The 13749-nt window shown below is 57.3% G+C and carries 13 protein-coding genes; 12 read left to right on the top strand and 1 reads right to left on the bottom strand.

The genetic code is table 11. The features are described 5' to 3' along the window. Position 1: 1 nt before the first annotated feature. The 6 genes from G3578_RS03510 (at position 2) to G3578_RS03485 (ending at position 5960) form a co-directional block, all read left to right on the top strand. Positions 2-1165 (top strand): cysteine desulfurase family protein, encoded by a 1164-nt coding sequence (locus G3578_RS03510; protein WP_346773948.1) that lies wholly within the window; start codon positions 2-4, stop codon positions 1163-1165. A gap of 134 nt (positions 1166-1299) precedes the next feature. After that, on the top strand, positions 1300-3561 hold the full coding sequence (gene recD2 / locus G3578_RS03505) for an SF1B family DNA helicase RecD2 (protein WP_165208680.1): 2262 nt from the start codon (positions 1300-1302) through the stop codon (positions 3559-3561). Positions 3562-3637: 76 nt separating this feature from the next. After that, positions 3638-4135, top strand: a complete 498-nt coding sequence (locus G3578_RS03500) for a PRC-barrel domain-containing protein (protein ID WP_165208678.1) — start codon at positions 3638-3640, stop codon at positions 4133-4135. A 20-nt stretch (positions 4136-4155) separates the two neighbouring features. Then, the gene (locus tag G3578_RS03495; RefSeq protein ID WP_165208676.1) at positions 4156-4353 is read left to right on the top strand and encodes a DUF2797 domain-containing protein; all 198 of its coding nucleotides are present in this window, start codon (positions 4156-4158) and stop codon (positions 4351-4353) included. A gap of 53 nt (positions 4354-4406) precedes the next feature. Then, a complete protein-coding gene (locus G3578_RS03490) occupies positions 4407-4601 on the top strand; it encodes a hypothetical protein (RefSeq protein WP_165208674.1) in 195 nt (64 codons plus the stop codon). A 213-nt stretch (positions 4602-4814) separates the two neighbouring features. Next, entirely contained in the window at positions 4815-5960 is a 1146-nt protein-coding gene (locus tag G3578_RS03485) for an MFS transporter (protein WP_165208672.1), read from the top strand. Positions 5961-6141: 181 nt separating this feature from the next. Here the strand turns inward: G3578_RS03485 and G3578_RS03480 are convergent, their stop codons facing one another. Continuing rightward, positions 6142-6831, bottom strand: coding sequence for a TerC family protein (locus G3578_RS03480; protein WP_165208670.1), 690 nt, complete (start codon positions 6829-6831; stop codon positions 6142-6144). A gap of 318 nt (positions 6832-7149) precedes the next feature. Between G3578_RS03480 and G3578_RS03475 the strand changes: the two genes are divergently transcribed. The 6 genes from G3578_RS03475 (at position 7150) to mltG (ending at position 13691) form a co-directional block, all read left to right on the top strand. Further along, a complete protein-coding gene (locus tag G3578_RS03475) occupies positions 7150-8214 on the top strand; it encodes an AI-2E family transporter (protein ID WP_165208669.1) in 1065 nt (354 codons plus the stop codon). A 449-nt stretch (positions 8215-8663) separates the two neighbouring features. Then, positions 8664-11312, top strand: a complete 2649-nt coding sequence (gene alaS, locus G3578_RS03470; protein WP_165208668.1) for an alanine--tRNA ligase — start codon at positions 8664-8666, stop codon at positions 11310-11312. Positions 11313-11446: 134 nt separating this feature from the next. Further along, positions 11447-11713 (top strand): IreB family regulatory phosphoprotein, encoded by a 267-nt coding sequence (locus G3578_RS03465; RefSeq protein WP_165209344.1) that lies wholly within the window; start codon positions 11447-11449, stop codon positions 11711-11713. A 51-nt stretch (positions 11714-11764) separates the two neighbouring features. Continuing rightward, positions 11765-12178, top strand: a complete 414-nt coding sequence (gene ruvX, locus G3578_RS03460; RefSeq protein ID WP_165208667.1) for a Holliday junction resolvase RuvX — start codon at positions 11765-11767, stop codon at positions 12176-12178. Positions 12179-12184: 6 nt separating this feature from the next. After that, the gene (locus tag G3578_RS03455) at positions 12185-12478 is read left to right on the top strand and encodes a DUF1292 domain-containing protein (RefSeq protein ID WP_165208666.1); all 294 of its coding nucleotides are present in this window, start codon (positions 12185-12187) and stop codon (positions 12476-12478) included. A gap of 97 nt (positions 12479-12575) precedes the next feature. Further along, positions 12576-13691 carry an endolytic transglycosylase MltG gene (gene mltG, locus G3578_RS03450; RefSeq protein ID WP_165208665.1) on the top strand — a complete coding sequence of 372 codons (1116 nt, stop codon included), beginning with the start codon at positions 12576-12578 and terminating at the stop codon, positions 13689-13691. Positions 13692-13749: the final 58 nt, after the last annotated feature.

The following is a 13749-nucleotide window of genomic DNA, read 5'->3' as shown; positions in this document are numbered from 1 at the left end:
AGTGGCTACCCGTTCATATCTCTATTTTGACCACGCCGCCACCACGCCGGTGCATCCCCGCGTCCGGGAAGCCATGCAGCCGTATCTGGACGTTGTTTTCGGCAATCCATCCAGCATTCATGGGTTTGGCCGCCGCGCGCGCATGGCGATGGAGAAAGCCAGGGATGAGATCGGCGCCGTTCTCGGGGCCGATCCCGCCCAGCTCGTCTTTACCAGCGGCGGCACGGAGGCGGACAATCTGGCAATCATCGGCGTGGCCATGGCCAACCGGGAGCGCGGCAAACACATCATCACCTCGCAGGTGGAGCATCATGCCGTGCTGCATGCCTGTGAGTATCTGGAGAAGATCGGCTTTGACGTGACGTATCTGCCCGTCGATGACACGGGCATGGTGCGGATCGGTGACCTGCGCGAAGCGATCCGCCCCGATACGATCCTGATCTCGATCATGTACGGCAACAACGAAGTGGGCACCATTCAACCCATCGAGGAAATCGGGCAGCTGGCGAGGGAGCGGCAGATTTACTTCCATACGGACGCCGTGCAGGCCTTCGGGACGCTGCCGTTCCAGATTCGCGATCTGCCGGTTGACATGCTTTCGGTCTCCGCCCACAAGGTAAACGGGCCCAAGGGGATCGGCGCGTTGTACATCGCCCGCAACGTCACCTTTTACCCGCATCTGCACGGCGGTTCCCAGGAGCGGAAACGGCGTGCCGGAACGGAGAACGTGGCCGGGATCGTCGGGTTCGCGGAAGCGGCCAAAATCGCCGCGGCGGAGAGGGAAGAGCGGCGCGCCAAATACGAGGCCATGCGCAGGGCGATGATTGCCGAATGGGAAAAGGCGGGCATCGCCTTCCACGTCAACGGCCATCCGACCCGCTGCCTGCCCCATATTCTGAACGTCAGCTTCCCGGGAACGAATACGGAAACGACGCTGCTCAATCTGGACATGGCGGGCATTGCGGCCTCCAGCGGCTCGGCCTGCACGTCCGGTTCGCTGGAGCTGTCCCACGTCCTGCAGGCCATGTGCCTGGGGGATGCGCGCGCCCGGTCGGCCATCCGCTTCAGCTTCGGGATCACCAATACCGTCGACGAAGCCAGGCAGGCGGCCCGAACAACGGCCGAGATCGTGCAAAAAACGTCGAAAGCCGAACGGTTGTCATAGCGGGGAAAAGGGTTTACAATTTAACCAGGCAACAAATCCACTTTGCTGCAAAGTGGATTTTTGTGTCTTTTGCCCAATCTCCAGGCGGCCGTGAGCTTGGGCGGATGACACGTTTCGATGGGAGGCGGCGTCAAATGTCCCAGCAGATGCTCCCGCTGTTTACGGACAGTTTCATCCGGGGGTACATGGTACAGGAGATTTTTTACAACGAAAGCAACTGGTACGGCATCATTCGCCTGAAAATAGAGGAAACCAACGAACCGATCAAGGAATCGGAAGTGATCGTGGTCGGCAATTTTCCACGTCCGCACGCGGAGGAGCTGTACACCTTCTACGGGGAGTGGAAAAACCATCCCCGCTTCGGGATGCAGTACGCCGCGTCCCGGTATGAACGGGAAGCCCCCAAGACGCGGGCGGGCGTCGAGCGGTATCTGGCGAGCGGCCTCTTTTCCGGCATCGGCAAGAAAATGGCCAAGCGCATCGTCGACCATCTGGGCGTGGATGCTCTCGCCATCATTGCAGACCACCCGGAGCGGCTGGAAGAGATTCCGGGGATTTCGACACCGCGCGCCAAGCAGATTTACGAGTCGGTCCTGGAGCACCGTTCGCTGGAGCGGACCATGGTGTTCCTGTACGAGTTCGGGATCGGCGTGCATCTGGCGCTGCGGATTTTTCAAACATATAAGATGGAAACCATGGATGTGCTTACCAAAACCCCTTACCGGCTGATCGAAGACATCCAGGGCATCGGGTTCAAACGGGCGGATGAGATCGCCCGGGCGACCGGCATCGCGGCTTCTTCGCCGGAGAGGGTGCAGGCGGCATGCCTGTACGTGCTGCAGGAGAGTTCCTATAGCGAGGGGCATGTGTTTCTGCCGGCAGACGAGCTGGCGGAAAAAACCGTTCGGCTGCTGAACGAGATCGGCGGCCATCCGTTTACGGCCGACGATGTCCGGGAGGCTGCCCGCACCTTGTTCCTGGAACAGAAAATTGTCTGGGACGAGGAGCGCATCTACCTGCCCTCCCTCTTTTATGCCGAGATCGGCCTGGCCAATCGGCTGCGCCAGTTTGCGGAGCGGAGCGATTTCGGCACCTTTCCCGCGTCCGAATTTTTCAAGGCGCTGGGCAGCGTGGAGGAGGAGCTTGGCATCAGCTATGCCCCGGCGCAGCGGGAGGCGATTGAGCGGGCCATCTCCGCCGGGCTGCTGCTGTTGACCGGTGGGCCGGGTACGGGGAAAACGACGGTGATTCGCGGGATCTGCCGCGTGTTTGCCATTCTGCACGGCATCTCCCTCGATCTGCGCCGGTATGATCCGCATGACAACCCGTTTCCGATCCTGCTGGTGGCTCCTACCGGACGGGCGGCCAAGCGGATGGCGGAGGCGACAGGGCTTCCCGCCATGACGATCCACCGGCTTCTCGGCTGGAAGGGGGAAGGCTTCGAGCATGATGCCGAGCACCCTGTGCGCGGGAAGCTGCTGATCGTCGATGAAATGTCGATGGTGGATGTCTGGCTGGCCAACCAACTGTTCCGCTCGCTGCCGGAGGACATGCAGGTGATCCTCGTGGGGGATCCTGACCAGCTGCCGTCCGTCGGTCCGGGCAACGTGCTGATGGACATGATCGCGTCGGGCCTGCTGCCGCGGGTGCAGCTGACGGAGATCTACCGGCAGGCGGAGGAATCTTCCATCATCCGGCTCGCGCACGATGTCCGCCAGGGAAAGGTGCCGGCTGATCTGATGGACACGACAGCCGATCGCCGTTTTTTCACAAGTTCGCCACAAGATGTGGTGGAAGTGGTGAAACAAATTTGTCTCGGGGCCGTAAAAAAAGGATATAAGGCAAAAGACATCCAGGTGCTCGCCCCCCTCTACAAAGGGACGGCAGGCGTCAACCAGCTGAATATGGAACTGCAGCAGTTGTTTAATCCGAAAACGCCCGGCAAACGGGAAGTGCAGTTCGGCGAGACGGTGTTCCGGACGGGGGACAAGGTCCTTCAGCTGGTGAACAACGCGGAAGAACAGGTGTTTAACGGGGACATGGGGGAGATCGTTGCCATCTTTTATCCCCAGGAAAACGAAGAGAACGAGGAGATGCTGGTGGTCTCGTTTGACGGCCGGGAAGTGGTATACCGCCGTTCCCAGTATCACCAGCTGACCTTGGCCTATTGTTGTTCCGTGCACAAATCGCAGGGGAGCGAGTTTCCCATCGTGGTGATGCCTTTTGTCCGCAATTATTACCGGATGTTGCGACGGAAACTGGCCTACACCGGCATTACGCGCAGCAAGTCGTTTCTCATTCTCTGCGGGGATCCGGAAGCCTTCCGCATCGCCGTGGAGAATGATGATGAAGGCGTTCGTTATTCCTATCTGGAAGAGCGGCTGCGTCAGGCGTGATCCTGCTGGAACAGTTTACTCCGCATGCATACTCCCTTTCCGCCGATACTAAGAAGGCGGAAGGGGGATGTCCCTTATGCGCAAAGCATCGGATGTAATCGGGCTGCCAGTCCTCTCCCTCCAATCGGGAGATGAGATCGGCAGGGTCCGGGACATTCTGTGCGACCTGGAGTGGAGCGTGCTGGGGGTTGTGTTGAAAGAAGCAGGCTGGTTCCAGGAGGGAGCTTACATTCCTTTGGACAAGATCTGTTCGGTGGGCACGGATTGTCTCACCGTCGCGGATGATCGCGCAGTCACTTCTCTGCACGAACTTGCTGACAGCGATACGGTCGGTTTCCTGACAGGCAAGGGCACGTTGAAGGGGAAATCGGTTTATACGACATCCGGAGAACATGTAGGTAAGGTGGAAGATGTTTATTTTTCCCCCAATTGGGAGAGACTCGTAGCATACGAAGTTTCCAATGGATGGATCGCGGATGTGAAGGAAGGGCGGCGCCGTCTGCCCGCGCCTTTGTCCGTCACCATCGGGGAAGAGAATTTGATTGTGCCGGATTCGAACCGTTTCCAGGCGTGATTGTGCAAGGAGGACTGGATATGCGCGTGATATGCCCAAACTGTGGCTCCAAAGATATTGGCAAAATCGGTACCAACCAATACTACTGCTGGAACTGTTTTATTGAGATGAGTGTGGCCGGTGACCAGATCTCCTCCGTTTACCAGGTGGAAGAGGATGGTTCGCTGCACTCGCTCAATGATCTGTTTTTTGAAGACCAGCCCATGCCCGCCCACTAAAGGTACCTGTTTGGCAACAGAACTGGTTCGCAAGCTCAGGGGGGGTGTTAACCATGACGGGACGCGGTCTTCTTGGTGTGATCCTCACCAGCGGCCTGATTGCCGGAATTGGGTACATGCTGCTTCCGCAACGGAAAAATCGCTTTACACGTAGAGCCATGAAAGCATTCCGCTGGGCACTGGCCAAACGCAACCTGGGCAGATGGGGGCGAATGGTCATGCGATCTGCGGCACGTTTTGCCCAGTAACAACAGGTTTGCGAGGAAACGCCCGATCAATCATCGATCGGGCGTTTTTTCTCGATGAACCGGCAGTTGATGAGAAATTTTTTCATAACATATTGTATACGATAGAGGGGTATCGTATATTTGTTTCAAGAGCTGGATGCGGGGCTCGTCGCCATTACTGCCGCATGGTGAGTGGTAAAACAGAAATACACAACGCAGGAAAGGAAGAATCGGATGCACGTCACTCTTTTGCGCATATATAACTATTTCTACTTTTCGTTATTCGCCATTTTCCTGTCCTTTCTTCCGGTTTATCTCACCGCCCAGGGAGTGTCGGAAACACATATCGGATTCATCATCGGCATGGGGGCGTTTATCGGTATCGTATCCCAGCCGATATGGGGCTTGATCAGCGACAAGCTGCGCACCATCAAAAAGGTATTACAGCCGATTCTCGGTTGTTCCATCCTGATCGGCGCTATGTTGTTTCAAACATCTGATCAGGTACTCTTATTGCTGCTGGTCTCACTGCTGTTCTTTTTCTTCTTGCCAACCGACCCGCTGGTGGAGAGTCTCAATTATCAGACATCTCAAAAGAATCAAGTGAGCTATGGCTCCGTGCGAATGTTTGGAGCGCTTGGCTTTGCCATCTCTTCCTTGTCGATCGGCTATATCGCGAACAGATTGGGCATGCATGCCTTGACCTATCTGTTTTGCGGTTATGGAATCCTGTCCTTTTTGCTCGGCTTCCTGCTTGCGGATGTTTCCACCACAAACAAACCCATACGCTTGCAGGATCTAAAGGCTTTCGTGTCCGATAAACGAACGATCGGCTTCTTTATGCTCGTCTTCATTTCAGCCTTGCCCCAACGAATGAACGACTACTTTATCGGGATTTATATCGGCCAATTGGGGGGAAATGTGCAGCTCGTAGGTCAAGCTTGGTTCGTCATGACCATGATTGAAGTGGTGTTTTTCGCGCTGGCCCACCGCTTCATCAAACCGGGAAACGAGCTGAAAGTGATAGCCATCGCAGCCTTTTTTTATACCTTGCGCTTTTTGCTGTGCGCTTTAACGCCGAATCCGGCTCTGATTGTCTGGTACCAGCTGTTTCAGGGAGTGACATTCGTATTGTTTTATACGGCGGCCATTCAATACCTGCATGCGATCGTACCTGATGAATGGAAATCTACCGGTCAAACCGTCCTTGCCGTCCTGTTTTTTGGCGTTTCCGGCATCATCGGTTCGGTCATGGGCGGTTGGTTCATGGATACTTTCAGCGGATCTGCTTTGTATCTGTTTATGGCTCTCCTGTCTGCTGCAGGCATCGGATGCAGTTTTGTGATTCGGAGCAAAGAAACGCGGTCAGCAGCGCCATAAACCGGGGGCTGCGGCATCCGTTATTGTGAGTGGGTCATGCGTTAGCTTCCCTCGACGGGGGTATGATGGGGGTCCCCGCCGACACAGCATGTTCAGGGGTCCCCAAAAAGTACCCGGATTAAGCTTCGAAGGTCAACGTCACTTTTTGGGGTTAAGCATAGCTTAAGTCGGCGGGGGTTTCTTAGGATTGTTCCGCAACCTCTTTTCGGTGCGGCTGGTTTTTGATCCTGCCAAGGAGCAGGACCCCGGCCACCAGGATGAGGCTCAGTCCCCACTCCAGGAGCGGGCTGGCCGCAATGTACCGGGAGACGAGCGGCTCCTTGATGATCATGTCGGCTGCGGTCCACGCCAATACCCCCGCCCCGAAATAGATCACCACGGGGAAGCGTTCCATGATTTTGAGGATCAAGGTGCTGCCCCATACCATGATCGGCACGCTGACCAGCAGGCCGACGATCACCAGCAGCGGATCGCCATGGGCGGCTCCGGCCACGGCGATCACGTTATCGAGGCCCATCACGGCGTCGGCGATGATGACCGTGCGGATCGCCGCCCACAGATTGTCACCCGCCTTGATCTCGTTTTTCTCCTTCTGGTCGCACAGCAGGCGGTAGGCGATCCAGACCAGCATACAGCCGCCGATCAGCAGCAGGCCGGGGATTTTTAACAGCCATACCACGGCCAGGGTGGCCAGCGCCCGGATGACGACCGCTCCCAGCGTTCCCCAGACAATGGCCTTGGTTTGTTGTTCCTTGGGCAGTTTGCGTGCCGCAAGACCGATGACGATCGCGTTGTCTCCCGCCAGCACCAGATCAATCACGATAATCGCAAATAAGGAAGACCAGAAAGCCGTCGTAAACAAGATCTCCATGTTCCTCACCCATCCATTCCAATTTTTTCTATAAAAAAAGACCTCGCCTGGCAGGCAAGGTCATTTTCCCATATCCGCACAAGAAAAGACCTTTACCGTGCTCGGCAAAGGTCTTGCTTACAACGTGCGCGTTGCCAACAAAGCCGGGGACTCTCATCCCGTAATGACGACGTTTGTTGTTCAGCTACTCCCCTTTGGAAGTTATCCGTTTGTTATCCTCATTGTATGCCGGGAAGAGAAAGCTGTCAAGGGATACATGTTTCCCCAATGTCTGTGCAAGCTAAAGTGTGTGAAAAGCAGGAAAGGGGGATATGGCCCGTGAACGAGCCATGGCGAAACCGGTTTTTCACGTTTTTGGTCTATGCGATCCTGACGCTGGTGATCGTGAACCTGCTTTGGCTGCTGCGGCCGCTGCTCTCCCGCTTCTCCCATCTGGCCGGCGAAGTGGTGGTGCCGTTTCTCGTCGGACTGGTGATCGCCTACCTCCTGCATCCCGTCGTGCAGGCGCTGGAGAAGAGGAAAGTGCCGCGTCTGATCGCCGTCCTGCTAATTTACTTCTCCTTCCTGCTGCTCCTTACCGTCGCCTGCATCAATGCGATCCCGGTGTTTGCCCGCCAGCTGGTGGAACTGTCCGACGATCTGCCCCGGCTGATGGCCTGGTACCATGCGTGGATGCGGGAGTGGGAAGATCACAAGTACTTTCTTCCGGACAGCGTCTCCCTCGGGGTAGACCGCGTCATCGTGCAGTCGCATGAAAAAGTGTCCCAGGCGATCAGCACGCTGGTCAACAATGCCCGCAACACGCTCGGCAAGCTCCTAGCCTATGCCGTTGTCCCGTTTATCGCCTTTTATCTGTTGAAAGACATGAAGGAAATCCATCGCGCCGGGATGACGCTGCTGCCTGCCCGGTACCGTCGGCAGACGCTGGCGGTCCTGCGTGATGTCAATGAATCCCTCAGCAAATATATCCATGGGCAGATGATCGTCGCCCTGGTGGTCGGCGTGATGGCCTATCTGGGGTACTGGTTGCTCGACATGCCGTATCCGTTTGTGCTGGCTTCCTTTGTCTGCCTGACCAACATCATCCCCTACATCGGCCCGCTCATTGGAGCGGCGCCGGCCATCCTGGTGGCGCTGTCGATCTCCACCAAAACGGCGCTGCTGGTGCTGTTGGTCAACACGGTGATCCAAGTGCTGGAGGGCAATATTCTCTCCCCCAACATCGTGGGGCGCACCCTTCACCTTCACCCGCTCCTGATTATCATGGCGCTGCTGGCCGGGGAGGCGGTGGGAGGCATCATCGGCATGATCCTGGCTGTGCCGGTGCTTGCCGCCTGCAAGGCAGTGATCAGCCGCATCGCCGTCATCATGCATGAAAGTTGACAGCCTGCCGTGAACATTCTATAATACGGACTGAACAGTTCATGAGAGATCTTGGAAGGATCGAGTATGTTGCAGCCCTTCTACAGAGAGGACGATCCGTGGTTGAGAGATGGTCCAGAAGAAGAGCGACAGAAGGCTAATCCGGAGACCGGGCAAAAACCGGCGGTTAGGCACCGTTACCCGCCCCAAAGCGACAGACGCGGATCATTGGCCTATGCCAGGCGTTTGTAAGCAGGGTGGTACCGCGAGATCAAAGTTCTCGTCCCTGAAGGGATGGGGGCTTTTTTATTTGATCGAGGGGAATGCGCGCATTCCGAAGCAAACTTCTGTTTGATCATGGCGTGATGGGGCCAAGCGAGCTCCTTTAACGACCGACGCAGGACTTTGTCTGCACACGGAGCCATGCACGCATTCCGCATACTATCCGTTGACGCAAGGAGGAAAAGAGCATGAAAAGGCTGACAGGCAACCAGATTCGCCAAATGTTTCTCGAATTCTTCAAAGGCAAGGGGCACCACGTGGAACCGAGCGCGTCGCTCATTCCGTACGATGACCCGTCCCTTCTCTGGATCAACAGCGGGGTCGCCACGTTGAAAAAATACTTTGACGGCCGCGTGATTCCCGATAACCCGCGCATCACCAACTCGCAGAAATCGATCCGCACCAACGACATCGAGAATGTGGGCCGCACCGCCCGCCATCATACCTTCTTTGAAATGCTGGGGAACTTCTCCATCGGCGATTACTTCAAGCGCGAGGCGATTCACTGGGCGTGGGAATTCCTCACCAGTCCGCAATGGATCGGTTTTGAACCGGAGAAGCTTTCCGTGACCATTCATCCGGAAGATGACGAGGCGTTTGAAATCTGGCACAAGGAAATCGGCATTCCCGAGGAACGGATCGTCCGCTTGGAGGGCAACTTCTGGGATATCGGGGAGGGTCCCTGCGGGCCGAACTCGGAGATCTTCTACGATCGCGGCGAGCGCTTCGGCAATGATCCGAACGATCCGGAGCTTTACCCGGGCGGTGAAAACGAACGCTATCTCGAGGTATGGAACCTGGTATTCTCCCAGTTCAACCACAACCCGGACGGCAGCTATACCCCGCTGCCCAAGAAAAACATCGATACCGGGATGGGCCTGGAACGAATGGCATCCATTCTGCAGGAAGTGGACAACAACTATGAAACCGACCTGCTGTTCCCGCTGATCGAAGCGACCAGCGCCATTTCCGGCGTCAAGTACAAGCAGGATCCGGAACTGGACGTGGCGCTGAAAGTGATCGCCGACCATACCCGGACGGTGGTGTTTGCCATCGGCGACGGCGCCCTGCCGTCCAACGAAGGGCGCGGCTACGTGATTCGCCGCCTGCTGCGCCGTGCCGTGCGCATGGGCAAGAAGCTCGGCATCGAGAAGCCGTTCCTCTACCGCCTGACCGAAGTGGTGGGCACCATGATGGGCGAATTCTATCCGGAAGTGGTGGAGAAGCGCGCCTTCATCGAAAAAGTAATCCGCGGCGAAGAGGAGCGTTTCCATGAGACATTGAACGAAGGCCTGGCGATCCTCGAAGAGATGGTGAAAGCAGCCAAGGCGGCAGGCCACACGCAGCTTTCCGGCCAGGATACGTTCAAGCTGTATGATACCTACGGCTTCCCGATTGACCTGACGGAAGACTTCGCGCTGGAACAAGGCCTGACGGTTGACCATGAAGGCTTTGAACGGGCGATGGAAGAGCAGCGCGAACGCGCCCGCGCGGCCCGTCAGGATGTGGACAGCATGCAGGTTCAGGGCGGCCCGCTGTCCGATCTGGCGGTTAAGAGCGAGTTTATTGGATATACTGAATTGGTAGCAACTGCCAAAGTGGCGGCGATCATTTCCAACAACCAACTGGTCGATGCGGCGGAAGAAGGGCAAACGGTCCAGGTCGTCCTTGACCGCACCCCCTTCTATGCGGAAAGCGGCGGACAGATCAACGACGAGGGGATCCTGTTCTCCGATGTGGTGAAAGCCAGCGTGAAGGATGTGCAGAAAGGGCCGATGGGGCAGCATGTCCATTCCGTCGTGATCGAAGCCGGCACCCTGCGCGTCGGGGAAGAGGTGCGGGCGGAGGTAAACCGCGCCTCCCGACTGGACATCACCAAAAACCATACGGCGACCCACCTGCTCCATCAGGCGTTGAAAGATGTCCTGGGCCCCCATGTCAACCAGGCGGGGTCCCTGGTGGCTCCCGACCGGTTGCGTTTCGACTTCACCCATATCAGCGCGGTTTCGCCGGAAGAGCTGGAGCGGATCGAAGCGATTGTCAATCAGAAGGTGTGGGAAAACATTCCGGTTACGATCATGCACAAACCGCTTGCGGAAGCCAAGGCGATGGGAGCCATGGCGCTGTTCGGCGAAAAATACGGCGACATCGTGCGGGTGGTGCAGGTCGGCGACTACAGCCTGGAGCTGTGCGGCGGTTGCCACGTCAGCAGCACGGGCGATATCGGTCTCTTCAAGATCGTCAGCGAAGGCGGGATCGGGGCGGGCACGCGCCGCATCGAAGCCGTAACCGGCCGCAGCGCATACCAGTACCTGAATCAGCAGCTGCAAACGCTGCGCGAAGTGGCCCAGGCCGTGAAAGCTCCGCTCCTGTCGGAAACCCCTGTTCGCGTGGAAGGGCTCCTGCAGCAGATCAAGGAGCTGCAGCGGGAGAATGAATCGCTGCGCGCCAAACTGGGCCATATCGAAGCGGCTTCCCTTGCGGAGCAGATCAAGCAGGTAGCCGGCATCAACGTGCTGGCCGCCCGCGTCTCCGCCGCCGATATGGACAGCCTGCGCGGCATGGTGGACGAGTTGAAAAACAAGCTGGGCTCGGCGGTCATCGTGCTGGGCGCCGTCGATGGCGACAAGGTGAACCTCGTGGCGGGCGTGACCAAAGACCTGATGGAGCAAGGCTTCCATGCCGGCAAACTGGTCAAAGAGGTGGCAACCCGCTGCGGCGGTGGCGGCGGCGGTCGCCCCGACATGGCGCAGGCCGGCGGCAAAGATCCGTCCAAGCTGGCGGATGCGCTCGGCCTGGTGGCGGAATGGGTGCAGAGCCAGGCCGTGGCGAAGTAAGCCCGCCTGAACCCAAACGGTGAAAAATGTGCTGGCCAACAAGGATTTGTCAAGCGGCAAGGAGAATACACTGGTAAGAGAGAGATGACCGTGAGAAGGTAATCCTTCTTTACAGGTGAATCGAGGTGTTGGTAATGAGTTCCATGGACAATACCATGAAATACACGGTGCCGAAGGAATCGAATGAACCGGAGGTACGCCAGACCCTGATCGAGGTATACAATGCCTTGCAGGACAAAGGGTACAACCCCATCACCCAGATCGTCGGTTACCTGCTCTCGGGCGATCCGGCCTTTATTCCGCGCCACAACAACGCACGCAGCCTGATCAGCAAGATCGAACGCGACCGTCTGCTGGAAGAGCTGGTCAAGGTGTATTTGGCGCAGCAGCGGTCAGAGTAGCCGGCTGGCGGCGGATCATGGCCGCCGCGGCCGATACAGGCAGGAGGCACTATGCGGATAATGGGTCTTGATGTCGGCGATCGGACAATCGGCGTGGCGGTCAGCGACGAGATGGGATGGACCGCTCAGGGGGTGGAAACCATCCGGCGGCAGTCGAACGACAAAGATATCGCGCGTCTGCAGGCGTTGATCGAAGCGTATCAGGTCGCCGAGATCGTCGTGGGTCTGCCGAAGAACATGAACGGCACAATCGGACCGCGCGGCGAGAGCTGTCAGGCGTTTGCGGAGATGGTAGCCAGACGGACATCGCTTCCCGTCAAATTGTGGGATGAGCGTTTGACGACGATGGCGGCGGAACGCATGCTGATTGCGGCCGATGTCAGCCGGCAGAAACGAAAGAAAGTGATTGACAAAATGGCGGCCACGTTAATCCTGCAGGGTTATCTGGACGCAAGATCGAGGTGACCTCAGATGAGTGACGAGATGTTGGAAGGATTCGACGTTGGCGACGTGATTGCGCTGACCGAGGAAGGAACGGATGAGGCGCGCGATTTCCGCGTGATGTACATTTTTGATATCGAAGACCGTTCCTATCTGGTGTTGGTTCCCGTCGACCAGGAGGAGGAAGAGGAATACGAAGTGCATTTCCTCCGCTACGACGGCACCGATATGCTGCAGCCGATCGAAGACGATGAGGAATGGGAACAGGTGGAAGCGACGTTTGAAACACTGATCGCCGAATTGGAAAAAGAAGACGGAATCTGAGGAGGGACGCCATGTCCCTCCTTTTTTCGGTCAGGCTGGATGCAACCGCTGACAATCTTCGCTATAATGGATGACGATGCAGGAGAGGGGGAGCGATATGCAAGCCAACACCAAAGAGACGGCAGACGAACGAATTGCGGTGGTCAACTCCGGCAACAACCGGAGGCGGGGACGCCGCTGGCTCCGGTTTTTGGCGCTGTTCTGCATGGTGCTCGTCCTGGCGGCGGGAAGCGGCGTCTATTATGTGTACGCCCAGCTGCAGCCGGTTGCACCAGGCTCCCAGGCGGTGCAAAAACAGGTGAAGATTCCTCCGGGGGCGAGCGTGCGGGAGATCGGCGGTCTGCTGGAAGAGAACGGCCTGATCCGCAGCGGCACGATCTTCGCCTACTATGTCCGGAGCAAAGGCGTCGGCAGCAGGCTGCAGGCGGGAACTTACAGCTTCCGTGTCGGGCAGACGATCGATGAGATGGTGGCGAGCATGGTAAACGGGGACGTCATCCCAGACAGCGTCCGGTTTACCATTCCGGAAGGCTGGAATGTGGAGCAGATCGCCACGGCGCTTGCCGAGCAGAAATTGGTCGATAAAGAAAAGTTTCTGAAAGAAGTGAATACGGGTTCGTTTCCCGAATTTCCGTTCGTGGCGGCCATCCCGAAAAAGGCGGAGCGGAAATACCGCCTGGAAGGATACCTGTTCCCCGACACGTACGAGGTAAAAAAAGGGGCTACCGAGCATGAGATCATCGCCAAAATGCTGGCCCAGTTCCAGAAAGAGATGAAGCCCGAATGGGTGGAAACGCTGAAAAAACGGCAGATGTCGATCGATGATGCCGTCAACCTGGCCTCCATCGTCGAACGGGAAGTGGTGGTGGACAAGGAGCGCCCGATTGTTGCCGGCGTCTTCTTCAACCGGATTCGGGAACACTGGCTGCTTCAGTCCTGTGCCACCGTCCAGTTTGTGCTGGGCAAACAGCGCGACCGCATCACGTTCGATGATCTGAAGGTGGACAGCCCCTATAACACCTATCTCCACCCCGGGCTGCCTCCGGGACCGATCGCCAATCCCGGGCGCGCTTCGCTGGCAGCCGTCGTTCAGCCGGCCAAGCACGACTATTTCTTCTTCGTGACGAAAAAAGACGGCTCGTCCGAGCATTACTTTTCCAAAACTTATGAAGAGCATCTGGCCAAAGACGCCAAAAGCCGCGGCAGCTGGTGATTTTTTCTGCGTGCGGCGGCGCGATGTGGTATAATGTGGCGGTTGCGTGTACAGGGAG

The sequence above is a fragment of the Brevibacillus sp. SYP-B805 genome (assembly GCF_011059135.1).
Taxonomy (GTDB): domain Bacteria; phylum Bacillota; class Bacilli; order Brevibacillales; family Brevibacillaceae; genus Brevibacillus_F.
Note: the sequence above shows the minus strand (reverse complement) of the source record. Positions and strands in the feature narration are given on the sequence as shown.